Raw genomic sequence first — 24695 nt, 5'->3', positions numbered from 1 at the left:
TGTCACCCTTTCTGAAAGATCGTGATCCCTGTTGTATTTCCAAGCTTTTCTTGTTTTAATATATGATAATGAGAAAGCGTAACATCTAAATCATATGCAGTATCATGCTCACACACAATTAATCCATCCTTTACCAGCAAATCATATTCATGAATGGTTTCCAGCAATTTTTCATAAGATGTCTTATAGTATGGAGGATCAAGAAAAATAATATCAAATTTCAGCTCTCTTTTTTTAATTGCTTTAAGTGCTCTTACTGCATCATTCCGGTATACTTCCACTTGCTCCTCCAGCCGAAGAAGACTCACATTTGATTTGATTGTTGTGATTGCTTTTGGCTGTTTATCAACTAAGATAGCTTTCTCCATACCACGGCTTAACGCCTCAATTGCCAGCGAGCCGCTTCCTGCAAACAAATCTAAACAAACCCCTCCATCAAAAAATGGACCGATCATATGAAAAAGAGACTCTTTTACTTTATCCGTTGTTGGTCTGGTTAGTTTGTTCGGAACAGCTTGAATACGATGCCCTTTATATTTTCCTGCGATAATTCTCAATTTATACCCTTCTTTCCGCGAGTAAAATCTACCTTACTATAGCACGGAAATTCTATTTCCTCAAATTTTGATGTATAAAGTAAATCAATATAGTACAAACTCTATGTAGAGCAACAAATTGTTGCTTATATTCGGAGAAGACTTACCATTCCCCATAAGTTCTTCCTCCGGTTTCTCCTCTCCCTTTATTCTTTTTATTTTCGAAAGTGAAAATAAAAAGAAACCTGCAGCTCATATGAGTTGCAGGTATTTTTTATATTCCCATTTTATAATCGTATTCTTTTGCCTTATCCACCGAAGCATTTTCGTAATCCGTTTTGATAAATGGTTTATAGGATTGATCTACTTTCGTCACATAAGGTAATCGATTAAACATACGAACCGCTTCATCATAATTATTCTGATTAACATAAATTACCGCATACTTTAACTTTTTGGAAACATGAATAAGATGACCATGTCTTTTAAGTTGTTTCACATTTTTCATATGATGAAACCATACAATAATTGCTTGTCGTTTTGTTAACATTCTTCTTCCTTCCTTTTTCCAAAGTTACGACGCTTTGCAGCCACAGCCTCCGCCAGATCCACAACCGCAGCCTCCATCTGTGAATACTGCACCGTCTTTCGGCACTTTTACTTTATCACTTACACTAAAAGCGATAATCTCACTTACCTCATCTAATAAACTCTGCAGTTGTGTTTCAGCTGCTTTATACGCTGCAATTGTTTCATGCATATCCATTTCCCGCTTTGCTGTACGAATCTCTTTCATTATTGTACTATAATCAGGATGATAACGTCCAAACCTCTCCACTTCTTCATACAAATCCTTTATCTTATTGAAGTTTTTGATCAAAGCTTGTGCTTGTTGATCTTTCTCCATCTTTTCCTTCGCTTCGTCAAACGCTTGTTTTACATCTGATTGTAATACAATTTGACCTAATGTTTCTGATTTATCTATAATATCAACAATTTCCATCGTTGCTAACATATTAACACCTCCACTATGTATCATATCAACAATTTGGAAAAAATAAAAGAGGCAGGGTTTTTTCTTAATCGCGAAATGCCCCTGCCATATCTATTAACATTCTTACTAATTGTATGTTATGTTGTGCTTTTTCCAATCTTTGCGGAACAGTTCTTCCATAATATTGCTTCGCTAACTGCTCCATTTCACTGATCCTGCTGGCATCCCTTGATAAATTGCGATACCATTCCGGGTTTTTTCGAATAAAATTCCACAAATCCTGTCGTTTTTCTAAAAAGTAATAGATTTCCGGCTCCACCGTAAACCCCCTAATCTCTCATACGAAATGAGAACGGATCTCTCACTGGTGATGATTGCTCATTATTTCCACTAGTGAATTGCTTATATTGATCAATAACTTTCACTACTTGGTCAATTGCACCATTCAGATCATGAATATGCTTCTCTACACTGTTCAAATCTAATGAATTTATCTTAGCCATCCACTTACTAAATGTCTTATCATCAGTCCTTGCTTTTTTTTCATCTTCTTCGTCATCTTTATTTGTTTTTCTTTCTTTATACTGTTCCCAAATATGGTCTTCTTCCCCTAATAATATAAATTGTTCATAGCAGTCCTGAAGATCTACCTCTTTAGAACGGATAGCTTTGATAACGTGTGGATTACTTTGTAAAAAAACTTTAAATTGACGTATAGAAGGGGAAAGTTCTTTCGTCACGATATCACTCCCTTTTTCCTCCAACTTCACTAAATACTTTTCTCTATTTAGCTTATGATGATTCTTTAAATCATGTTAATAGCACAGTCAATTTATTTTTCGAGGAAATTTTGAGTATAATATAATTTAAATGTCCCTGTCCCCAAATGGGTATATTCCTTTTTCAACAATGCTTCCCTATGCCCTTCACTGTTTAGCCAGCCATGCATAACTGCTGGAACGTCAACATAATTTGCTGCAATATTTTCCCCGGCTGATAAGTAATAAGCACCAGCTTCCATTAATCTTTCTTGTAAACCATCCCCATTTAATCGGTAATGTGAGAAATAATTTTGCTGTTCCATATCTTTACTGTGTGCTTTGGCAGCTGTACTAGCTTTATCATCCCATTTTAATAAACCAAAACCATAACTTTTTCTTACTTCGTTTGTTAAATCAAATATCTGCTGATCCATCCCTGCTTCAATCTTTTTCCATTTGTCCCCGACAGGATTTGTACTTTCCTTGATATTTCCATAATAATAAACCTCATATGGCTTTTGCATTTCGAACACATCTTTATTCATAAATCTTATACCTGCAATTTGTTCCGTATAAATATCGATGTATATCTGTGCAAATTTATTTTCGTCTAACTTAACAACAGGTCGTTCCTTTATATCTTCTTCAGTAAGTTTAAATCTTAAATGATCAAACTCAATTGTATTATTCAGGTCATGATTGCCTTTTAATTCCTCATAAGTTTGCCCAATTGCAAACGGTCTTAAATCCATTTCCTGTGTGTTCGTGTATAATGTAACAATTTTTTTATCCATTACTCCTACCTGAACATAATAATTTTGATTATGATATATTTTCCATTCATATCCATATATGGTTGGGTCTGTTCGGACAGCTTTACCGAATTCTATTTCAAATTCTTCTATATTATTTCCAAGATAATTCCAAAGTGAATTACTGTACCTGATACTAGGATGATCTTCATTCACCTCTTCTTTTTTTGCTATTTCTGTCACTTTACTTAATTGAGTTTTCCCCAGTAACAGTTCCTCTCTGCTAAGTAAAAAGAAGAAAACGATTGTGATAGAGACTAGCAAAAAAATTAATATCTTTTTCATATATTCACACACCATCCTTTAGAAAAATAGGTTATACTAGAATATATAGCTTTAAGGAGTTTTTTAATACAGATTGTTGAATATAAATTGCATCTTTCAACAATTCATACTATTATAGTTTTAGTAATAATATTAGATGGGGTGAAATATTGTGGAGATTTTAGACACAGGAATAGAAGATCTATTAGTTGATTTGAAACCGTTAAACAAAGCCTTGGAGAATGCTAATTTCGTCTTAGCGTCACAATGGGATTATGAACGTGTAACTTATGATTATAAAGTAGGTTCACCAGAGAAAAATATTACCTATTATATTCGTATACAAGGTTATGCCGTAGAAGGTGATGTGGACAGAGGAGATGCTGTAATAAAATTAATGAGACCTTTACTAGGTAAACATTACTATCCACATGGTATTGAATATGGAGAAAATGAAGAATTTCCTGAAACACTTGTTAAGCGTTCAACAAATATTATTGAAAATATAAAAGCAAACATAGAGCCTTTTGCTAAATAATTTGTTTATATACATACTTACTTCGGCTGTTACTTTACAGCCGTTTTTTTAAAAAATACCTTTATGAAATTGGAAGGAGCTCTTACATTACTTAATGAAGAATTTTACAAAGAAATATTGGAAAATATTTTTGATCATTTTAGTAACAATCATTATCGGTTACTTTGTATTACCAGTGTCTATTCCTTTGATTTTAGCATTTTTTACTGCATTAGTGTTAAATCCTCTTATTAGATGGTTTATTGAGCGGTTAAAAATAAACAGGAAGCTGGCGGTAATAATCGTTTTTCTGCTGTTTATCCTACTGTTTACCGTAATTGGTACATACGCTATCACAAAAACAGTGACACAGGTTGTTAATCTTGCCGAAAATGTTCCTGACTATATTGTTCAATTAACTGACCAGATAGAAGTTTGGGAAAAAGAATTATCTCATTTGACAAAAGATTTACCACAAAAATACGTGAATAATGCAGTAAACAACTTTGAATCCATGATGATGTCTTTCAGTACCACTATCCAAAATGGGCTCACGAGCTTAGCAAAAGTAGTAGGGTCCATCCCTGAATTGCTTGTTAGTTTACTTGTTTATTTCATCGCATTATTTTTATTTATGCTTGAAATTCCGAAACTAAAAGCAGGAGCATATAGCCATTTAACAGAAGAAACATCGGAAAAAGTTAAATTTATGAACGCAAGATTATCTTACGTCATATTAGGTTTTTTTAAAGCACAATTTCTCGTCAGTATAATTATTTTCATTGTCTCGTTAATAGGTCTGTTAATTATAGTGCCTGAATATGCGCTGCTAATGTCATTCATAATTTGGATAATTGATTTTATACCAATCATCGGATCCATTGTTATATTAGGTCCATGGGCATTATATATGTTTATTGCCGGAGATCCTTCCATGGGGATACAGTTATCAATACTTGCTGTTATACTGCTTGCCATCAGACGTACAGTAGAGCCGAAAGTTATGGGACAGCATATTGGATTATCACCACTTGCTACACTGATTGCGATGTATATAGGTCTTCAGTTATTGGGAATTCTAGGTTTTATTGTAGGACCAATATTAGTTATCGCTTTTAACTCAGCAAAAGAAGCAGGTATTATTAAGTGGAATTTCAAAATTTAATACTATCCCCAAATGAAAAAACTACCGTGTACCGGTAGTTTTTTTATGTTCCTAATATTGCTTTCAAAAGACTGGTTGTTTCCCCGCCTTCAAATAACACATAAAGCAAGATATAAACAGCCACTCCTGTAACTGCAGTTCCGAACCATATTACACTTGTTACAGGGCCAATCTTTCGATGCTTTTTAATATTTCGTTTAAAAGCTAGTATTAGTGTTACTACACCAAAAATTGCTCCAGTTGTTGCAAGAATTATATGGAATATTAAGAAGATGGTATAGTACAATTTTAAGTCATCAGGCCCACCGAAACTCGTATTCCCGATAAAAATAGTCCTGGACATATATATGATAAAGAAGATTAACGCACTGTATGCTGCTGCAAGCATAGCTTTTCGATGTGCTTTGAAATTATTTTTAAAAACTTGCCGCCAGCCTACAGCAATAAAGATGGCACTTAGTACAATAAAGAATGTACTTATTGTTGGTAAGATATGCATCGTAATTCCCTTTCCTAAACAAGATTTAAGATTCTATTTTGATAATGTTCTAATGATATTATTCATGAGCCGGTAATGGATCAATTTTATTCTCTCCACTTCTGAACCATGGGAAGAAAATTCTTGCAAGCAAAATACCATATACAATTTCTTGTGTTATTTTCATTAGGATTCCGCCTAATTGCTGATCTTCCACAAGTCCTAATGGGGAGAACATTTCTGGTCCGCTTAAGGAAAGACCCTCTAATACATCAGCAGGTACACACAATGCCAATGCTTGGATCCAGCCTCCACTAGCTCCATATGTGCTATAAAGACTTGCTGAAGAGAAAATAATTAATGCACATGCCGGTGTAATTAAAACCCCATTCGCAACAATATAACCAATTTTCAATAATGGAGAAAGAGTGTCCATTTCTTTTATTGGCGTAAAAATTGGCCACCACATAATAAAAGCTGAAATTAAAATAGTTACAGAGATCACAGAATGGGCAATATCATGACTTTTGGCAAAATCAAATATAACCGGGATATGATAAAATGAAAACAAGCCGTTAAATAGTAATAATGCAATTAAAGGTTTGGTAAGTAATTTCAATATACTGCCTAATAACGGCAGACTAAATATTTTTCTCCATAGCCATACCGGCAGACCTTTTATAATGAAAATTGGAAATACTAGAAAATATAATGCCATCTGGACCATATGGGATGTGAACATTATATGCGAAAGTAAATCTATTGGCGATCCTTTGATAATATACAGCAGCAATAATCCAGTATAGAAGTAGACTGCCTGATTTAAGGATACTCTTCTCCCCTTTTCCTTTGTGATAAAAAGAAAGAAGTAAGCTATTGCCAAAATTGTAATAAATATAGCAAAGTATGGACTCCATAATGCTCTAAATCCAAAAATTTGTAAATCCTGCCACATGATAATCACTCCATTAACGATTCAATACATTCATTCCTATTATACCGGAACAACCCTTAATAAAAAAGGAATTATCCCATCTAAATTCAACAATTTAATGAACATAGAAATAAAACAGGGGCCACAAAGTGACTTACAGAAAAAGAAAGACCTGTGAAATAAGTACTCCCATTTCACAGGTCTTTTCTATTACCACCAAACCAATGCAATTAATGCAAGGATTGTTAAAAATGCTGCAAAGACTCCTCCGTAGAACATAAAAGCAGGTAATTCGTGCCCTTTATGACTCATATGCATAAAGTAATATAATTGGAAACCTACCTGCACTGCAGCTAACACAATAATAACTGGAATGACAAATAATTTATCAATTTCAGCAATTACCATGGAAAAAGAGATAATTGTAAAGATAATCATCAAGGCAAATGTGACCACTTGCTGTTTCATCTCATCTTTACGTTTTTGCCTTTCATAATCTAACTGTGCTGGATGAAGAGAGCTTTTCTCTGCCATTTCCTACAACACCCCCATTAGATATACTACTGTGAAGATAAACACCCATACAACGTCTATAAAGTGCCAATATAGACTTGCAATATAAAACTTTGGTGCGTTATATAAGTTTAAACCACGTTTAGCATTTCTAATCATTAAAGCAATTATCCATGACAAACCAAAAACAACGTGTCCACCGTGGAAACCAACCAATGTATAAAATGCTGAACCGAATGCTGATGATCGCAATGTAAATTCATAATGGTGAATATAGTGGTAGAATTCGTAAATCTCAAATCCCAAGAATCCCAATCCTAGAGCCACAGTAATTCCTAACCAAATCTGCATTTTTTTAAAATCGTTATTTTTCATATGATACATTGCATATACACTTGTTAACGAACTTGTTAAAAGTAACATTGTCATAATGAAAACTAATTCAAGACCAAATAACTCTTGAGAAGAGCTGCCACCGTTTGTAGAACCATTTAATGCTAAATATGTTCCAAATAAACTGGCAAATAGAACCGTTTCTCCCCCAAGGAAAAACCAGAATCCAATAAATTTGTTTTTACCTTCCAAGGTGGCTTTTTCAGGATTAAGAGGCATTTCTTTCGGGTTTAATACATCATGTTCACTCATTATTCCTTAGCCTCCTTCACTAAATCTTCTTTATGGATATGGTATCCTAAATCATCTTTAACAGATCTCATAAGCATTGAACCAAGAGCGATACCCATACCAATAAACACTAAACTTAACCAGGCCAAATCGTACTTTTGATAAATAAAACCAAAACCTGCAATAAAGAAACCTAATGACATAATAAATGGTAAGAAAGAGTTATTCGGCATGTGGATGTCGCCAATTGGCTCAGCTGGTGTCATTCCGTCTCTGCCTTCCGTCTTTTCAATCCATAATGGATCCAAACCACGAACTAAAGGTAATTGTTTAAAGTTATAGAATGGCGGCGGTGAAGGAATAGCCCATTCTAGTGTACGCGCACCCCATGGATCTCCCCCAACTTTCTCACCTTTAACCGATGTAATAATAACATTATAAAGTAATACGATTGTACCTATTGCCATTAAGAAGGCACCTGCCGTACTTATGGCATTACCTAAATCAAGTCCCTGGCCCTCTTTATATACCCAATATCTTCTTGGCATACCCATCAAACCAAGGAAGTGTTGGATAAAGAAAGTCATATGGAAGCCGATAAAGAAAAACCAGAATGTAATTTTTCCTAATGTTTCATTAAGGATTTTACCAAACATTTTTGGCCACCAGTAGTGCGTCGCTGCAAATAATGCGAAAACAACACCACCAACAATTACATAATGGAAGTGGGCAACAACAAAGTAGCTGTCATGGAATTGATAATCCGCTGATGCTGCAGCAACCATTACACCTGTCATCCCACCCAATGTAAATGTCGGAATAAAGCCTAATGACCAAAGCATTGCGGTATTGATCTGAATATTGCCGCCCCATAATGTAAATAACCAGTTGAAAATCTTGATCCCTGTAGGAATGGCAATTGCCATTGTTGCAACAGCAAAAATGGAGTTTGCTGCAGGTCCCATACCTACTGTAAACATGTGGTGGGCCCATACCATGAAACCAAGAAAACCAATTAAAACAGTCGCAAAAACCATTGCAGAGTAACCGAATAATCTTTTTCTCGAAAATGTTGCAATAATTTCACTGAAAATACCAAAAGCCGGTAATGCTAGAATATAAACTTCCGGGTGTCCAAAAATCCAAAATAAGTGCTGCCAGATAACTGAATTACCGCCCATATTAGGATCAAAAAATCCTGAACCAAATAAACGGTCAAACATCATTAAGAACAAACCTACTGTTAGAGCAGGGAATGCAAATAAAATAAGAGCACTAGCAACAAAAGCGGTCCATGTGAAAAGCGGCATACGCATGTAGGTCATACCTGGTGCACGCATATTTACAATTGTTACAAGGAAATTAATCCCCCCAATTAACGTACCTGCACCGGAAATCTGTAATCCCAGAACATAATAGTCTACCCCTTCACCTGGTGACGTAGTTGATAAAGGCGCATAAGCTGTCCACCCTGCATCCGCTGCACCTCCAGTAATCCATCCAACATTAAGCATTATTCCTCCAAAAAGGAACAGCCAGAATCCCAGGGAATTTAAGAATGGAAATGCAACATCTCGTGCACCAATTTGCAAAGGTACAACTGCATTCATAAATGCAAATATTAAAGGCATTGCTGCCAGGAAAATCATTTTCGTCCCGTGCATTGTTATAAGCTCATTATATAAGCCTGCACTCACGAAATCATTCATAGGTGTAACTAATTGCCATCTGATTGCCATTGCTTCTAATCCACCAACGATGAAAAAGAAACCACCTGCAACCAAATACAATATGGCAATCTTTTTGTGGTCGACTGTTGTTAAATAGTCCCACAAAACTGAGCCGAAGCTTCTTTTATTAGTAGCTACCATTGTACTCACGTTGAGTTAACCTCCCTCTTTTTCTCTTGTAACCAATCAACAAATATTATTTAGCACTGTCTGGTGTAATCTCAGATGCTTTTAATTGCAGTAAGTAATCAGCAATCTTTTCAGCATCTTCCTGACTTACACTCTTATCTTGCAAGTATGGTGCATCCAGCATACCATTACCAGGTTTTTTAGAAGCTGGATTTAAGATCCATTCCACTAATTCTTCCTCAGAATGCTCTAACACACCTGCGATCATGGTACGATCACCGAAATTAGATAAGTTCGGCCCAACAGATGGTGTATTTCCAACTGCGTGACAGCTTATACAACTTTGCTCAAATAGAGCTTTTCCTTCTTGAGCTGTAGTTGATTCAGGCACTGCATCAGGATCCACATTTTGCATATCAGTAACCCATTGGTCATACTCTTCCTGACTTACTACAACAATCCTAAAGTCCATTAATGAGTGGGAATCCCCGCAAAATTCTGCACATTGCCCCCAATATACGCCTTCTTCATAAGCTTCAATATACATCGTATTCTCATTATCCGGGTTAACATCCATTTTACCTGAAATTGAAGGGACCCAGAATGAGTGAATAACATCAGTCGACATCATGTTTAGATAGACTTTTTGTCCAACTGGAATATACAAGTCTTGGCTTGTTTGAATCTCTTCTCCAGGATATTCAAAATGCCACCAGAACTGCTCTCCCGTAACATTAATGTTAAGGCTGTCTTCTTTTGCTGATTCATCTGCCAGATCATATGTAGTTGCAACAGTTGGTATAGCAATAACAATCAGTAACAAGATCGGGATTACTGTCCAAACAATTTCCAGGGTTTTATTCCCTTCTGTTTGCTTTGGAACCATATTTTCCTGACCTTTCTTTTGGCGGTACTTCAATAAAACAAACACAAAGATCGCCATAACCACAATAAATACAACAATCATCACTGTGATAGTAATAATAATGATTCTTAATGATTCCTCTGCCCCATAACCTTTTGGAACTAATGCTGTTAAATTATCTCTCCCACATGCAGAAAGAAGTAACACCATTAGAGAAAATAGGGAAAGAGTTCGGATTTTTCCCATCCAATCTTTCATCTTTATACCTCTCTTTCTATAAAATAACTTTTTATAATATTTAGAAAAACTTGAATAAATCAAGTTCTACTTACCGTGTTATTAAAACAATGTGGTAGGAAGGCTTATTATTATCATAGCAAAAAAGATAACGGTTAAATAGACTAAAGAATAAATAAACATCTGATTAGCCCATTTCAACTCATTTGTCTTGCCAGATAGACCTTTACATGCCAGTATCAGCCAGCCTATATTTAAAATAGAGGATAATATAACAAAACTATACCCCAAACCATACAAGAAAAACGGTACAGGTAACAAACAAGCTACGTAAATAACCATCTGCCTCTTTGTAATGGCAAATCCATGAATAACCGGCAGCATCGGGATATCCGCATTGCGGTAATCATCCACCTTTTTCATTGCTATAGCCAGAAAGTGAGGTGTTTGCCAAATGAAAATAAGTAAGAACAGAATCCATGCAACTGGATGCAGTGCAGGATCAACACTTGACCAGCCGATCAATGGCGGGATAGCACCTGAAAGGCTTCCAATTGCTGTATTTATTGTATATCTTCTTTTTGACCATATGGTATAAAGGACGACATAGCTAAACCAGCCAGCAAAACCAATAATCGCTGTTTGATAAGAAGCCAGTGCCAAAATAGAAAGACCAGCTATCGTAAAAGCAATCCCTATTATCAATACATGCTGCAAGTCAATTGCTCCAGTAACAGTGGGTCTTGACTTTGTCCGCTGCATTCGCTGATCAATGTCACGATCATAGAAGTTATTGATTACACATCCACCCGCTATTACAAATGCGGTTCCAATTACACATACCAGAAGAATATGCCAATTTAAATAGAAGGAGGCACCAGTGTAATAAAGAGCTAACCAAAATCCAGCAAACGCCGTCATTGTATTTGAATTTATAATACCAATTTTCATGATTTCTTTTAGATCCGACCATTTAAACAGATATCCGCCCGAACTAGTGTCGAAAATGGAATCGTTTGTTGGAAGCCCCATTTTATCCATATTTTCGCTCCCTCCTTTCCATTATTTACAGACAATTATGTATTGTTTCTATTTGCAATGTTATTGTAACATGTATTGATGTGGTAAGCTATTTAACTTTCGCAATGTTTTAAAAATGTGACAATTTTGTGAATAATTCAATTATCTTGTTTAGTATACCCTTTTTCAAGTCTTTTTTTGTTATAATGGGTTGGATTTTGTAAAGATTATGTTACTAAAACGCATACTATTTATTTCTAGCATACCTTATTTATATTTGGCAAGCGTTTTATTAAATTATACATACTATTTGATAAAGATATAGGATATTGAGGTGTAATGATGATAAAAGGTCTTAAGTTTCTAGCTGTTATTTCAACATTATTAATGGTTTTTGTATTAGTTGGGGGTGCACTAGTTACAAAAACAGAATCAGGAATGGGATGTGGAGCAAATTGGCCATTCTGTTATGGTGAATGGTCAATGGAAATGTTTATCGAATTAAGCCATCGTATGGTTTCTGGAATTGCAGGTATAGCTGTTTTATTACTATCTGTCTTATCATGGATAAAGATTGGTCATATAAGAGAAGTGAAATTTTTAGCTTTTATATCGTTCTTCTTTTTAGTTTTACAAGGATTAATTGGTGCAGCAGCAGTGCTGTGGTCACAATCTGATTTTGTATTGGCATTGCACTTTGGAATCTCATTAATTTCATTTGCTGCAGTCCTCCTTCTAACGATTCTGATCTTTGAGATTGATCAGAAATTTGACGCAGAATCATTAGTTATTACACCTTTCATCCGAAAGCAGTTCATTTTTTTGACGATTTATATCATGTTTGTAGTGTATTCCGGAGCACTCGTTCGCCATATTGATTCCAGCCTGGCTTGTCCTAGCTGGCCATTTTGTGAGAGCGGCACAGTTTTATCCTTTGATTATCACCTTGGTCAATGGGTGCAAATGGGACATCGCTTACTTGCTGGAATTGCGTTTATATGGACATGGATCTTGTTATTTATAATTAATAAAAAATATCCAAATGTAAAAGTTATGACGAAAGGATGGTTGATCCAGACAGCTCTAGTTACTCTGCAAGTAATTCTGGGAGCGCTCATCATCTTTACTAGGTTAAATCTATTTATTGCTCTGCTTCATGCCTTGATCATTACTTTATATTTCGGACTTTTATGTTACTATTTGTTACTGTCTTATCGAAGTATTAAAAAATAAGTCGGTCAAAACTTTCCCGAGAAAATTTATTAGTCTCCAAACGCAAAAAAACAAGGCAACGTTTATTGCCTTGTTTTTCTCATGTTTGTAAACTGATTCATTAACTTTCTATCTTGAATATTTGTTACAGGCTTGTCCTCTGCATCTGATTCAATTACCCTCTCCTGATAGCGATTATAATTCACATGTCTGGCAATATTGTTTAAAACACCTACCGAAAACAGGGAAACCAGAAGTGATGTCCCCCCATAACTGACAAACGGAAGCGGTACACCTGTAATTGGCAATAAGCCGCTGATGGCACCTAAGTTAATAACTGTCTGAATTCCAAACATAGCCGATATTCCTATCGCTAGTAAACTGCCAAATTTATTCTCACATTTCATTGCAATGAAAAATCCTCTTAACACGATAATTGCAATACATACGATAACAAACAAGACTCCGAATATACCAAGCTCTTCGGAAATTACTGCCATAATAAAATCACTTTCAGCCTGCGTTAAGTACCCCAGTTTTTGTATACCCTGCCCTATCCCCGTACCTGACAAACCGCCTGTCGCAATGGCGATATAAGATTGAATCAGCTGATATCCGGAATGTTCCGGATCAGCAAATGGCTGATAGGCACCTGTAAAACGAGAAATTTTCTCATCAGTTATCATATGAAACCCTAATCCTACTAATACGACAGCACCAACACCGATTAACAGCGCCAAGTGCCGGAATTTAATACCTGAACTGAAAATTACGATACATGCAATCGAAAAGATAATTCCCGCTGTACCGATATCCGGTTGCTGAATAATTAACCCCAATAGTAGCGAAGTAATAACCAGTGGTGGTAAAACAGCTTTAAAAAAGTCATCTATGTATTCTTGTTTATTTGTATAAACAGAGGCTAAATACATTACTAAACCTATTTTCACAAATTCTGATGGCTGTAATGAGAATGGCCCTATATATATCCAGGATTTCGAGTAATTTATTTCCGTACCAAAGAGCATAACGGCAACTAGTAAAAGCACTAATACGATGATAATAAACTTTGTCAACTTGCGGTAAATTTTATAATTAAAGAAGCATGCAAACAAAAAAGCAAATAAAGCAATGCTAAACCAACTCGACTGTTTTAACATCATTGTGTAAGCTGGTTTGTCAGCCATATAAGTAGTCACCATACTGGCACTATAGATCATAACAATTCCAAATCCTGATAAGATCAATGGCGGAAACATCAACAGGAAATCAAATGTCTTACGATTTAGTTTCATAACAATACCTCTTTATATCTTCATAATCACATATTATTCTATCATATTTAGTTAATTTTAATATATAGATAATTCTATTCATTTCAACCAATTCTAGTAAGATGAACAGTTTACCTTAGAAAAACTCGCCTTTGCTTGTCTTTTTGCGAATGTGTTAGATTTACTTACCTGCACTTCAAAATTCAAAATTACTACTATGTCGTCCAATACTTCCTTGCAGTAATTTTATCTTTTCCTAACATGCAAAATAAAAACCTTGCCTCTGTGGAGGCAAAGTTTTCTGGAAATCAATTACAATTTCTGTGATGCTTCATGTAATACGTTTAGCTGACGTTCCAAATCTTCCAGCAGCTTTTTCCCATCTCTTTCATCTACTAGATTCAGACGAACAGCAAAGTCAATTTCTCTTGATAATCCGTACATTTGTGTATCCAATACTTCTTCATATAAAGGACATTGCGGCATCGTTAAATTATCTATTTGAACTTTAATCAATTGCAATATTTTATCTGCATCTGCTTTTAGAAGGGCATAAGCCTGCTCCTCTTTACTTACAGCCACATCAGGTATCAAAGAAATCCCCTCCGATAATAAAAAAACTTCTATTGTTAATTTTATCGTGAAAATAGTAAAATTGCAAGATAATCCAAGCAAACGACTTAATTAATTCTATTACAGTGATTGTCTGATAATGCATTTTTGTTTTTAGTCTGCTATTCTTATAGTTGAGGTGATATTATGATTATTCAAATAAAAGGAAATGTGAAATATCCAATTACACTAGATCCAAGTGTATGGATCTTTGATGATCGAAAGATACTACTGGAGGAAGCGTTTAATGGAAAAAAAGGAGAGGAGAAACCAGAAGAATTTTCAGGTCAGGACAGCAACCGAGTAAAACCGCAAGTACATAACAGCATAAAAAAATTTAATAAAAATGAGTTGCTGAATAATTCCTATGTTATTCCCCTTTATGATTTTATTTCAAATGCAGAAGTAAATGAAAGTGCTTCAAAAGTTAGTTTGAAATCAGAAAATGAGACATTTGACATTTCATTGGAACAGCTGCAACAGGGCTTGCTGCAGTTTGCTAAGGAAGGAAAACAAATTACTGCAGATGGACCTGCCTATTTTTACTTTCATGATGGTTCTAATAAAGACAATCCAATTAAAAATTTAAAAGAGATATATATCCATTAATATATTTTCCCATTCTTTTACGTTTATGTATATTTTCCGATTGCTAACGGAAAATAAGCATAAACAATGAAGGGAGCAACATATGTTGAAATATATATTATTAATAGTAATGTCTGCGATTGTTGTGATCTGCGGCTGTCAACAAACCAATCAAAATAATCAAGCATCTCCTGACAATAACATTGTGAATGTGGAAAATTCAAACGCTGAGCCAATCAAACCGTTGAACAATCAGGAAAAAGCAAAACACCTTGCTAATCTTGCCAGCAAAGTACCAAACGTAAATAATGCAACTGCTCTGATTACAAACAGGGGCGCCATTGTCAGTATTGATGTCAATGATGAATTAGATCGATCACATGTTGGTTCTGTTAAATATTCTGTTCTTGAGGCGTTACAACACGACCCAAATGGTGAAAATGCTATTATCGTAGCTGATCCAGATATTTATGAACGAATGAAAGGGATGAGTACAAAGATACAGGAAGGCCATCCTATTGAGGCAATAACAGAGGAACTAGCTAACATTACAGGCAGACTTATGCCAGAACTTCCAATCAATGAAAAACAATCCAAAAACATTGATCAAAACAAGCAAATGCTGGATGAACAAAATAAACAGGAATTAGAAAAAATAACAGATGAACAATCAAACCAACAAAAGGATCGTTAGTCACGATCCTTTTGTTATTGCTTTGTTTTATTATAGTAATTAACACCAAACTGAGAACCTTCGGCAACCATGTTTGAATTCTGAATTCCTTGTCTTCCAGGATCTCCTGATTCTTCGATAGGTAAATTGCTGTTATTCTTACTGTTACTATTGCTGAATTTATTTGATACTTTTTCAGACATTTTCTTCATTTTGCTCATCATACTATCTCGCTTTGTCTTATCCATTAATACTAGAGATAAACCTACAACAGCTGCTCCACCAGCTATATTCGCGATTTTTCCTTTTCTCATTTATAATCCATCCTTTCTGTTTCAATCTACAATAACTATACCCTGATAAATTAAGCCAAAACACTTATTTTATGATACAATGAATGTATACAAAGACTTTTATTTATTTTTGAGGTGACTTATGCGTGTAAAATGTGTTATTTGTGATGGGATTAATCGCATTTATAATGACAGTCCAGAAGCAAAAAAGTTAAGAAACCGGTTGATACACACTTATATGTGTCCTGATTGTAGTGAAAGAATTACAAAAAAAACAATAGACAGACATAAAACAGGCAAATTTAAATTATACAAAAAAGATATGGTTGAAGATGAATTTCTCTCATAATAAAAGAAACGGCGGACATCAAAATCCGCCGTTTCTTTTCAGCTGTTTTTCCGTTCCTGGTGCAGTCTTAATCGATAGACCCCCATCACAATTGCAATTATAAATAAACTTTCTGCAAGTGGAAGATTCAAGCCGAAAATTAGAGTAAGGAAAAACATACCAATAAACAATAAAATATATATAACGGCTGATTTCATCAAGCTTAATTTTTTGGCAAAGCCAAATTTATAAGCAAGAATAGCTAAGACTACAATTGTTATATACAAGAAAAAAAAGCCTCTGATCAGTAATCCCAATTCATCTTCATTTGCCAGATTAACTTCACTTCCTAATCCTTGCATGAAAAAATCGGCAACAGGCCACAAATTATCTGGAACTTCAATGACTGTATTTTGCATGACAGACCCCCATTAATTATATCCACAAAATCTATCATACTAAATTAGGATATGTTATGCTAGTAAAAGATAGAAAGATATGAGGTGAATTAATGAAGAATATCCAGTGGTTCAAACTCTTTTTAGCTATTCTAGTCATCCTCTCTTTTTCTGCAGCTGGTGTAGGGATAGCCTTGAAAAGTATCTGGGTTATCGTCCTTTCCCTTCTTTTAGGCTTTATTATTATGGGATATGGAATCTCTCTTAAAAGAAAAGATGCTAGTTAAGAAAGGCTCCCAAAGGAAGAGCCTTTCTTATTTCAATTCAACATATTTTGTCATTAAATCCTTATATATCAACTTATTGCAAGTAATAATCGTATTATCTGTTAATATATTGACAGGTTCCCCAGTTGCCTGAACAGTCATCCCGCCAACTTCTTCAATTAAAATAGAGCCTGCAGCAAAATCCCATGGTGCCAACTTCATTGTAATATAGCAATCAAGTACACCTTCCGCAACAAAAGCAAATTCCAATGCCGCGGATCCATATGATCTTGTCCCACGACTATCTTTAATCAATTGTTGAATTTTCTTCTCATTTATACGTCTGTTTTCACAAGCTAATATGCTATTCATTCCAATTATGCTTGTTTCTATTTGTATTTTTTCTCTTAGCATCGGAAGTTTAACCTGATTACGAAAGGCACCTTCCCCTTTTAAACCTGTATACAAAACATCTTCCATAACATTATAAATCAATCCGATTTCACCAACACCTTCATGATAAATCCCTATCGATATAGCAAAATTCCTTTTTTGATGAACAAAATTCATTGTTCCATCGATTGGATCAATAATCCAGATAGTTCCGTCTAATTTATCTACTGTATCTCCATAGCCTTCTTCCCCTATTAATTTATGATCAGGATAAGTAGTTTTAATTTTTTCTACAAAAAATTGTTCTGTTGCTTTATCTACTTCTGTCACCAAATCGTTAGGATTAGATTTCGTATCAATTTGAAACTGTTTTTTCATATGAGATCGTATTCTTTCTCCAGCCTCATATACCCATTTTTTTGCATTTTCAAATATTTGCTGTCGGATGGCTGTTTGCATCACCGTTCCTCCATTCCTGTTTTAGAATACTTACTATTTTAGCAAAGATTCAAAATTTTGAAAAATAATCACTTCTATTGCAAACAATTTATAATTAATATAATATTGTAATTATACTAAAATAAAAGGATGAGTAAGATGACATTCAACGGGTTTAATAAAGAAGACTTTGAGACATTTTATATTGAAGGTTTAGATGAGAGAATGAATGCTATTAAGGAGAGAATTCAACCAAAGTTCCAGACTATTCATGATTTAGTCATTGAAGACCTGCAAATAATCGCGGGGCATGAAATGCATCTTCATATCGCAAAACATGCGAGAAGGACAGTAAATCCGCCAAAAGATACATGGTCAGCTTATTGTCATAATAAACGAGGGTACAAGAAACATCCCCACTTTCAAATAGGTTTATGGCATGATCAATTATTTATTTGGCTGGCATATATATATGAGCTGCCACACAAAGCTGAAATAGCAGATAAATTCATTAATGAGTTAGATGAGATCAAAGTAACTATCCCACAGGATTATTATGTATCTCTTGATCATATGAAAAATGAAGCACATCCAGTTTCAGATATTGATATAGCGAAATCCTTAGAAAGATTTAAAAAAGTAAAAAAGGCTGAATTTCTTATCGGTAAACGGTTTGATGCAAATAATCCGATTGTACATGATGGCGATGCACTAATTAAAGAAATAAAAGATACTTTCCAAACAGTCTCTCCACTTTATATATCATCAATGAAAGTATAAAGCATACTAAAACATAATTATTTTATTGCAATAAAACCCGAACTAATGAAGTTCGGGTTTTTGTTCATATCCTGATTATGGTAGCGTTCGTAATTTGGGTTAACATTATTAGTTATGTCCCGGCTTCATTTCATCTTTACTAAATCGGTTGCGTTTTGATCTTTCGCATACTTTATCACACGATAAGGCACGTAACCAGATTGTTTCTCAAATTCCCGATCCAGCTGCTTTTCTTCACTTTTAGATGGTACAATTTGTTTAAAACGGTTATATGCAAGGATCAAATCTTGCTGCTTAATCCCTTTTTCATACGCCTTCTCTATAAAGGAATAATAATTCACAACATCGACGATTTCCTTTGTAGTCCAGCTTTCATTTAACGGATAACTATAATTCAACAGCGACACCCCATTTATTTGATTACGATAACTATTTTATCATGGAAATTATGAAATATGTATGATTATGAATCAAAAGTTAGTACAAAATAAGGCGTAATTATAGCTAGCTATTCTTACCTGGATTTGCTATAATACGTCTTGTTTTATATTTTTCAAAAAGAAGGAGTACTATCACGTAGATGTATACGCAAAATGATACACCGCTGTTTAGCGGATTAAAGAAACATATAGATTCAAAGTCTACTATATTCCATATACCCGGGCATAAACAAGGGAAGGGTATGGACCCTGAATTCCGCGATTTTATTGGAGAAAATACGTTAGCAATTGATTTAATTAATATTGAACCTTTGGATGATCTGCACCATCCTAAAAAAATGATTAAACATGCTCAAGACTTGGCAGCAACAGCGTTTGGCGCTGATCATACTTTTTTCTCTGTTCAGGGGACAAGTGGGGCAATAATGACAATGATTATGAGTGTCTGCCAGCCTGGCGATAAAATTATTGTACCACGTAATATCCATAAATCCGTATCTTCCGCAATTATTTTCTCTGGGGCCATTCCAATATTTATACACCCGGAGATTGATCATAATTTAGGAATATCTCATGGCATCACACCAAATGCTGTGGAAAAAGCATTAGCAGCAAATCCTGACGCTAAGGCAGTGCTTGTTATCAATCCTACTTATTTTGGAATATCGGCAGATTTAAAAAAAATAGTGTCTATTTCTCACTCGTACCAAGTTCCAGTTCTAGTTGACGAAGCTCATGGTGTCCATATCCATTTCCATGATGATTTGCCTTTATCTGCAATGCAAGCAGGTGCAGATATGGCTGCCACGAGTGTTCATAAACTTGGTGGATCATTAACCCAAAGTTCTATATTAAATGTACGCGGCGGGCTTGTTAATCACGAACGTGTACAAGCAATGATGTCAATGTTAACAACAACATCCACTTCTTACATTTTACTCGCTTCACTGGACATGGCCAGAAAATATTTAGCTTTGAATGGTGATGAGTTACTATCAGAAACAATAAATCTTGCTAACCATTTAAGAAGTGAAATTAATACAATTCCGCACTTGTATTGCCCTGGAGAAGAAATTTTAGGTACAGAGGCTACGTATGATTATGATCCTACTAAAGTTATTATATCTGTGAAAAACTTGGGGTTAACTGGCCATGATGTGGAAGTATGGTTAAGAGAGAATTACCAAATCGAAGTGGAGCTGTCTGATATGTATAATATATTATGTATTATTACACCTGCAGATAGTGAGCAAGAGATCAACTATCTAATCCAGGCATTGAAACACTTAGCTGATAACCATCTGCTGACAAATGTAAAAAATCAAGTAAATGTTCATGTGCCGGAAATACCTCTGTTAGCAGTTAGTCCAAGAGATGCTTTTTATGCAGAATATGAGATAATTCCAATAGAACAGTCGGCTGGAAGAATAAGTGCAGAATCGATTATGGTATATCCACCTGGCATTCCTATTTTTATTCCTGGTGAAATCATCTCTGAAGATAATTTACAATATATAAAAAACAACTTAGACTCCAGCCTGCCTGTCCAAGGGTTACATGATACAACATTAAAAACGATTCGTGTTCTAAAAGAGCATAAAGCTTTTGAATAGCAGGAAGTGTCAAGAAATAATCACTCTGTAATAAAATCCGAATGATTCTGTATCATTCGGATTTTTCTGGGTTCAGTGATTTTCACTCTGCTCTTATTTAATAGTTTTTATTTGAAAACTGTTTTTGACTTTTCCTCTTATGGTAATTTTATCGCTGAAGGATCTGCAAATTCATATCCTTTTTCTCGTAATCCCTTGACAATATCAGCAAGGGCTGCTGATGTCCATTCTCTGTCATGCATCAGAAGAATAGCACCTGGTTTTAATAAGGAATACGGAACATCAACTTCAGGCCCTTCCCCTGTTATCATCGCTGTTTTTAACTTATCTGCGTCCATATATGGTTCAAAATAATCATAACCATATGTCCAATTCATCAGCAGCATACCTTCTTGTTCGACGAGAGAAGTAGCAAAATCAGTATTCGCACCGTTAGGCGCCCGGAAAAATTCAGGCTTCTCCCCAATGATTTCCTCAATTAAAACGGACAATGATCGAATTTCTTCCTCCTGTGTTGCTTCATCTGCCTCTGTCAATCGCTGATGATTGTATGTATGGTTACCAATTGCAAATCCCATTTCATGAATTTGTCTTAAAATATCTTTTTGTTCTTCTGTTTCCAGAAAATGACCATTAACAAAAAATATTGCCGGAGCTTCTAATTCCTTTAATGTCTTTGCCATTTCTAATGTATACTGTTCAGGTGCGTCATCAATAGTTAAAAGGACGACGTTTTCATTTGTACCTTCTTCCAATGGTACTAAACTCCAATTTTCACTAACCTTATACAGAGGTTCAGAAACAGGCTGGGTGACTTCCACATCATCTGTTTGATCTTGATTTTCAGCAGGTTCTTCTGTTTCTGAAGTTTCTTCGACCGCTTCTTCATTTGTTTCTGTTGCTTCTGTTGAATTACTAGTATCAGCTGCTTCCTCAACAGGTTCCTCTTGTTCATTTGATTCTTGATTCTCTGCCTGACAAGCAATTAAGAATACCAAAAATAAAACGATACTAACACGCATGACATTTTTCATTACTACTGCCTCCAATTGAAAAGATCATTTAATTTTATGAAAAAGAGCCTGCAATTGCAGACTCTTTTTCATGTTATTTTACAATATGGATTGGAGAACCCATCGCAACTTCTGCTGCTTCCATTGTAATTTCTCCCAGTGTAGGGTGTGCGTGAATTGTTAGAGCTAAATCTTCAGCAGTCATTCCTGCTTCAATTGCTAAACCAATTTCAGATACCATGTCACTAGCATTTGGACCAGCAATTTGCCCGCCAATAATTAAACCATCTTCTTTACGAGTGATTAGCTTCATAAAACCATCACTTGCGTTAAGTGATAAAGCACGGCCGTTTGCAGCAAACGGGAATTTAGAAGCTAGAACATCATAACCTGCATCTTTTGCTTCTTGTTCTGTATAACCAACTGAAGCCAATTCAGGATCAGAGAATACAACAGCAGGGATCGCATTATAGTCGATTTCTGCATTTTCTCCAGCGATTGCTTCAGCAGCAATTTTACCTTCATATGAAGCTTTATGTGCAAGTGGCGGTCCAGCAACAATATCTCCAATTGCATAAATGTTGTCAACACTTGTGCGACACTGTTTATCAATTTGGATAAGTCCGCGATCGCTCATTTCAATACCAACTTGTTCTAAGCCGATATCAGAAGTATTCGGTCTGCGTCCCACAGTTACAAGCACATAATCAGCTTCAACAGTTTCTTCTTTCCCGTTTGCTTCATATGTTACTTTCACACCATCTTCTGACTCTTCGACACCTTTAGCCATTGCTTCTGTAACAATTGTTGCACCTTTTTTCTTTAAGTTTTTCTTCACAAGTGCACTCATTTGTTTTTCGAAACCGCCTAGGATATCTTTCATTCCTTCAAGGATAGTAACTTCTGTACCGAAGTTGGCATATGCTGTACCTAATTCAGTACCAACATAACCTCCACCGATTACTACCAGCTTTTTAGGAACTTCTTGTAAATTAAGTGCACCAGTTGAATCAAGTACACGTTTAGAGTATTTGAATGATGGTAATTCGATAGGTGAAGAACCTGTTGCAATAATACAATTTTTGAAAGTATATGTTTGTGAATTTTTATCATCCATAACTTTCACCGTATTTTTATCAACAAAATACACTTCACCACTCACGATATCTACTTTGTTTCCTTTAAGCAGACCTTCTACACCGCCAGTTAATTTCTTAACAACAGATGCTTTCCATTCTTGTACTTTAGAAAAGTCTACAGAAACATTTTCAGCTTTAATGCCCATAGAATCTTCGCCATGTGCATATTCTACGCGGTGTCCTGCCTGGATTAATGCTTTTGAAGGAATACATCCTACGTTTAAACATACTCCACCAACAGTACCTTTTTCTACAACTGTTACTTTTTGGCCAGTCTGTGCTGCGCGAATTGCTGCAACATATCCCCCAGGACCTGCACCAACTACTAGAGTATCTAATTCAATTGGAAAATCTCCTACTACCATTCTTTACCCCTCCATCATAATTAATTGTGGGTCAGCTAAACATCTTTTAATTTGATTTAAAGCCATTTGTGCTGTTGCACCATCAATGATTCTGTGATCGAAACTTAGAGATAATGCCAGAACAGGTGCAATAACAATTTCACCGTCTTTTACAACAGGCTTTTCAGCAATACGTCCTATACCTAAAATTGCTGCTTCCGGTTGATTAATTAAAGGCGTGAACCATTGTCCGCCAGCTGATCCAATGTTTGAAATAGTACAAGAAGCACCTTTCATTTCATTTGGAGCAAGCTTGCCGTCACGAGCTTTTCCTGCTAATTCATTAATTTCCTGAGAAATACCGAAAACTGATTTGCGATCAGCATTTTTAACAACAGGTACTAAAAGACCTTTTTCTGTATCTGCAGCGATTCCGATATTGTAATAATGTTTTTGAATAATCTCATCTGTCTCATTATCAAGTGATGTATTTAAAGCCGGATATTTACTTAATGCAGAAACAAGTGCTTTTACTACATAAGGTAAATATGTTAACTTGATTTCCTGCTCTGCAGCAATAGGTTTAAATTTCTTACGGTGTGCTACCAACTCTGTAACATCCACTTCATCATGCAGTGTTACGTGAGGTGCAGTTTGTTTCGTATTTACCATTGCTTTCGCGATCGCTCTTCTGATTCCACTCATTTTTTCTCGAGTTTCAGGGAATTCACCTTCAGGAGCTGATGTTTTTGCAGCAGCTGGCTGTTGTGATGAAGTATCTTCTTTCTTTTCGCTAGCAGCTGGTGCTGATTGTCCGCCATTTAAGAATGCGTCGATATCTTCTTTAAGTACACGGTTATTCTTTCCAGATCCTTGTACTTCTCCAATATTGACATTATTATCGCGAGCATATTTACGAACAGATGGCATTGCAATAACGCGACTGCCTGAATCATTAGCTGATGTATCAGCAGTTTCTTTCGCACCTTTGGATTCTTCTTGTTTCGTATCTTCTTTAGGTGCTGCTTTCTCGTCTGCTTCCGGTTGTTCTGTTGATCCGGCATCTTCATAACCTTCCGCATCAATTGTAATTATTGTTTCACCAACTGTTGCAACAGAACCTTCTTCGAAATGAACTTCTTTTACTGTTCCATCTACTGGAGAAGGAATTTCTACAACCGCTTTGTCATTTTGCACTTCACAAAGCACATCGTCTTCTTTAATTTCTTCACCAGCTTTTACAAACCATTTTACAATTTCACCTTCATGTATACCTTCACCGATATCCGGTAATTTAAATTCAAAAGCCATT

Annotated in this window: 30 protein-coding genes and 1 pseudogene; 9 read left to right on the top strand and 22 right to left on the bottom strand. The window is 35.4% G+C overall.

The genetic code is table 11. The features are described from left to right. Window positions 1–2: 2 nt before the first annotated feature. The 6 genes and pseudogenes from rsmD to F9U64_RS03135 all read right to left on the bottom strand — a co-directional run. Window positions 3–560: pseudogene (gene rsmD / locus F9U64_RS03160) on the bottom strand (16S rRNA (guanine(966)-N(2))-methyltransferase RsmD); the annotation flags it as partial. A 250-nt stretch (window positions 561–810) separates the two neighbouring features. Beyond that, window positions 811–1086 carry a YlbG family protein gene (locus tag F9U64_RS03155; RefSeq protein WP_153401566.1) on the bottom strand — a complete coding sequence of 92 codons (276 nt, stop codon included), beginning with the start codon at window positions 1084–1086 and terminating at the stop codon, window positions 811–813. A gap of 24 nt (window positions 1087–1110) precedes the next feature. Continuing rightward, on the bottom strand, window positions 1111–1551 hold the full coding sequence (locus F9U64_RS03150) for a YlbF/YmcA family competence regulator (protein WP_153401565.1): 441 nt from the start codon (window positions 1549–1551) through the stop codon (window positions 1111–1113). 64 nt (window positions 1552–1615) lie between these two features. Continuing rightward, on the bottom strand, window positions 1616–1849 hold the full coding sequence (locus F9U64_RS03145; RefSeq protein ID WP_153401564.1) for a YlbE-like family protein: 234 nt from the start codon (window positions 1847–1849) through the stop codon (window positions 1616–1618). A gap of 10 nt (window positions 1850–1859) precedes the next feature. Then, window positions 1860–2270 carry a spore coat protein YlbD gene (gene ylbD, locus F9U64_RS03140; protein ID WP_194287269.1) on the bottom strand — a complete coding sequence of 137 codons (411 nt, stop codon included), beginning with the start codon at window positions 2268–2270 and terminating at the stop codon, window positions 1860–1862. A 92-nt stretch (window positions 2271–2362) separates the two neighbouring features. Next, the gene (locus F9U64_RS03135) at window positions 2363–3388 is read right to left on the bottom strand and encodes a CAP domain-containing protein (protein WP_194287268.1); all 1026 of its coding nucleotides are present in this window, start codon (window positions 3386–3388) and stop codon (window positions 2363–2365) included. A 151-nt stretch (window positions 3389–3539) separates the two neighbouring features. Between F9U64_RS03135 and F9U64_RS03130 the strand changes: the two genes are divergently transcribed. Further along, window positions 3540–3905, top strand: a complete 366-nt coding sequence (locus F9U64_RS03130) for a YugN family protein (protein ID WP_153401561.1) — start codon at window positions 3540–3542, stop codon at window positions 3903–3905. 94 nt (window positions 3906–3999) lie between these two features. Next, window positions 4000–5049 (top strand): sporulation integral membrane protein YtvI, encoded by a 1050-nt coding sequence (ytvI, locus tag F9U64_RS03125; protein WP_153401560.1) that lies wholly within the window; start codon window positions 4000–4002, stop codon window positions 5047–5049. Between the two features lie 43 nt (window positions 5050–5092). Here the strand turns inward: ytvI and F9U64_RS03120 are convergent, their stop codons facing one another. From F9U64_RS03120 to cyoE, 7 genes are all read right to left on the bottom strand, one after another. Then, on the bottom strand, window positions 5093–5548 hold the full coding sequence (locus F9U64_RS03120) for a DUF420 domain-containing protein (protein WP_153401559.1): 456 nt from the start codon (window positions 5546–5548) through the stop codon (window positions 5093–5095). 58 nt (window positions 5549–5606) lie between these two features. After that, window positions 5607–6482 (bottom strand): cytochrome c oxidase assembly factor CtaG, encoded by an 876-nt coding sequence (ctaG, locus tag F9U64_RS03115; protein WP_153401558.1) that lies wholly within the window; start codon window positions 6480–6482, stop codon window positions 5607–5609. A 189-nt stretch (window positions 6483–6671) separates the two neighbouring features. Next, a complete protein-coding gene (ctaF, locus tag F9U64_RS03110; RefSeq protein ID WP_153401557.1) occupies window positions 6672–6995 on the bottom strand; it encodes a cytochrome c oxidase subunit IVB in 324 nt (107 codons plus the stop codon). 3 nt (window positions 6996–6998) lie between these two features. Next, on the bottom strand, window positions 6999–7619 hold the full coding sequence (locus F9U64_RS03105; protein ID WP_153401556.1) for a cytochrome (ubi)quinol oxidase subunit III: 621 nt from the start codon (window positions 7617–7619) through the stop codon (window positions 6999–7001). Continuing rightward, window positions 7619–9469: a cytochrome c oxidase subunit I gene (gene ctaD, locus F9U64_RS03100; protein WP_194287285.1), complete on the bottom strand. Its 1851-nt coding sequence runs from the start codon at window positions 9467–9469 to the stop codon at window positions 7619–7621. The genes F9U64_RS03105 and ctaD overlap by 1 nt, the downstream gene beginning before the upstream one ends. A gap of 55 nt (window positions 9470–9524) precedes the next feature. After that, entirely contained in the window at window positions 9525–10580 is a 1056-nt protein-coding gene (gene coxB, locus F9U64_RS03095; protein WP_153401554.1) for a cytochrome c oxidase subunit II, read from the bottom strand. Between the two features lie 81 nt (window positions 10581–10661). Further along, window positions 10662–11600, bottom strand: coding sequence for a heme o synthase (gene cyoE / locus F9U64_RS03090; RefSeq protein WP_153401553.1), 939 nt, complete (start codon window positions 11598–11600; stop codon window positions 10662–10664). 321 nt (window positions 11601–11921) lie between these two features. On the opposite strand from cyoE, the gene F9U64_RS03085 reads away from it, so the two are divergent. Next, window positions 11922–12812, top strand: a complete 891-nt coding sequence (locus tag F9U64_RS03085; RefSeq protein ID WP_153401552.1) for a COX15/CtaA family protein — start codon at window positions 11922–11924, stop codon at window positions 12810–12812. Between the two features lie 62 nt (window positions 12813–12874). Here F9U64_RS03085 and F9U64_RS03080 read toward each other — a convergent pair whose 3' ends face one another. Both F9U64_RS03080 and F9U64_RS03075 read right to left on the bottom strand, forming a co-directional pair. After that, the gene (locus F9U64_RS03080; RefSeq protein ID WP_153401551.1) at window positions 12875–14086 is read right to left on the bottom strand and encodes an FtsW/RodA/SpoVE family cell cycle protein; all 1212 of its coding nucleotides are present in this window, start codon (window positions 14084–14086) and stop codon (window positions 12875–12877) included. Window positions 14087–14377: 291 nt separating this feature from the next. Continuing rightward, entirely contained in the window at window positions 14378–14659 is a 282-nt protein-coding gene (locus F9U64_RS03075; RefSeq protein ID WP_153401550.1) for an Fpa/YlaN family protein, read from the bottom strand. A gap of 165 nt (window positions 14660–14824) precedes the next feature. Between F9U64_RS03075 and F9U64_RS03070 the strand changes: the two genes are divergently transcribed. Both F9U64_RS03070 and F9U64_RS03065 read left to right on the top strand, forming a co-directional pair. Continuing rightward, the gene (locus F9U64_RS03070) at window positions 14825–15286 is read left to right on the top strand and encodes a hypothetical protein (RefSeq protein WP_153401549.1); all 462 of its coding nucleotides are present in this window, start codon (window positions 14825–14827) and stop codon (window positions 15284–15286) included. Between the two features lie 82 nt (window positions 15287–15368). After that, the gene (locus tag F9U64_RS03065; RefSeq protein WP_228275575.1) at window positions 15369–15959 is read left to right on the top strand and encodes a YhcN/YlaJ family sporulation lipoprotein; all 591 of its coding nucleotides are present in this window, start codon (window positions 15369–15371) and stop codon (window positions 15957–15959) included. 14 nt (window positions 15960–15973) lie between these two features. Here F9U64_RS03065 and F9U64_RS03060 read toward each other — a convergent pair whose 3' ends face one another. Beyond that, window positions 15974–16252: a hypothetical protein gene (locus F9U64_RS03060; RefSeq protein WP_153401547.1), complete on the bottom strand. Its 279-nt coding sequence runs from the start codon at window positions 16250–16252 to the stop codon at window positions 15974–15976. A 121-nt stretch (window positions 16253–16373) separates the two neighbouring features. Here F9U64_RS03060 and F9U64_RS03055 point away from each other — a divergent pair, with 121 nt between their 5' ends. Then, the gene (locus tag F9U64_RS03055) at window positions 16374–16580 is read left to right on the top strand and encodes a YlaI family protein (protein WP_153401546.1); all 207 of its coding nucleotides are present in this window, start codon (window positions 16374–16376) and stop codon (window positions 16578–16580) included. A gap of 38 nt (window positions 16581–16618) precedes the next feature. Here the strand turns inward: F9U64_RS03055 and F9U64_RS03050 are convergent, their stop codons facing one another. Further along, the gene (locus F9U64_RS03050) at window positions 16619–16978 is read right to left on the bottom strand and encodes a YlaH-like family protein (RefSeq protein ID WP_153401545.1); all 360 of its coding nucleotides are present in this window, start codon (window positions 16976–16978) and stop codon (window positions 16619–16621) included. Window positions 16979–17070: 92 nt separating this feature from the next. Between F9U64_RS03050 and F9U64_RS22590 the strand changes: the two genes are divergently transcribed. Beyond that, entirely contained in the window at window positions 17071–17244 is a 174-nt protein-coding gene (locus F9U64_RS22590; RefSeq protein ID WP_194287267.1) for a DUF5325 family protein, read from the top strand. Window positions 17245–17271: 27 nt separating this feature from the next. Here F9U64_RS22590 and F9U64_RS03045 read toward each other — a convergent pair whose 3' ends face one another. Continuing rightward, entirely contained in the window at window positions 17272–18075 is an 804-nt protein-coding gene (locus tag F9U64_RS03045) for an inositol monophosphatase family protein (protein ID WP_153401544.1), read from the bottom strand. Window positions 18076–18213: 138 nt separating this feature from the next. Between F9U64_RS03045 and F9U64_RS03040 the strand changes: the two genes are divergently transcribed. Further along, complete coding sequence (locus F9U64_RS03040; RefSeq protein ID WP_153401543.1) at window positions 18214–18834, top strand: DUF1054 domain-containing protein; 621 nt, start codon at window positions 18214–18216, stop codon at window positions 18832–18834. 125 nt (window positions 18835–18959) lie between these two features. Here the strand turns inward: F9U64_RS03040 and F9U64_RS03035 are convergent, their stop codons facing one another. Continuing rightward, entirely contained in the window at window positions 18960–19241 is a 282-nt protein-coding gene (locus F9U64_RS03035) for a UPF0223 family protein (protein ID WP_407647273.1), read from the bottom strand. Window positions 19242–19414: 173 nt separating this feature from the next. Between F9U64_RS03035 and F9U64_RS03030 the strand changes: the two genes are divergently transcribed. Next, the gene (locus F9U64_RS03030) at window positions 19415–20887 is read left to right on the top strand and encodes an aminotransferase class I/II-fold pyridoxal phosphate-dependent enzyme (RefSeq protein ID WP_153401541.1); all 1473 of its coding nucleotides are present in this window, start codon (window positions 19415–19417) and stop codon (window positions 20885–20887) included. 137 nt (window positions 20888–21024) lie between these two features. On the opposite strand, the gene F9U64_RS03025 is transcribed toward F9U64_RS03030, so the two are convergent. The 3 genes from F9U64_RS03025 to F9U64_RS03015 all read right to left on the bottom strand — a co-directional run bounded on the left by F9U64_RS03025 (window position 21025) and on the right by F9U64_RS03015 (window position 24694). Continuing rightward, on the bottom strand, window positions 21025–21921 hold the full coding sequence (locus F9U64_RS03025) for a polysaccharide deacetylase family protein (protein ID WP_153401540.1): 897 nt from the start codon (window positions 21919–21921) through the stop codon (window positions 21025–21027). Window positions 21922–21994: 73 nt separating this feature from the next. Next, window positions 21995–23404, bottom strand: coding sequence for a dihydrolipoyl dehydrogenase (lpdA, locus tag F9U64_RS03020; protein ID WP_153401539.1), 1410 nt, complete (start codon window positions 23402–23404; stop codon window positions 21995–21997). Window positions 23405–23407: 3 nt separating this feature from the next. Beyond that, complete coding sequence (locus F9U64_RS03015; protein ID WP_153401538.1) at window positions 23408–24694, bottom strand: dihydrolipoamide acetyltransferase family protein; 1287 nt, start codon at window positions 24692–24694, stop codon at window positions 23408–23410. Window position 24695: the final 1 nt, after the last annotated feature.

Source organism: Gracilibacillus oryzae (assembly GCF_009498735.1).
GTDB lineage: Bacteria > Bacillota > Bacilli > Bacillales > Amphibacillaceae > Gracilibacillus > Gracilibacillus oryzae.
This window is presented reverse-complemented; position numbering and strand designations above follow the sequence as displayed.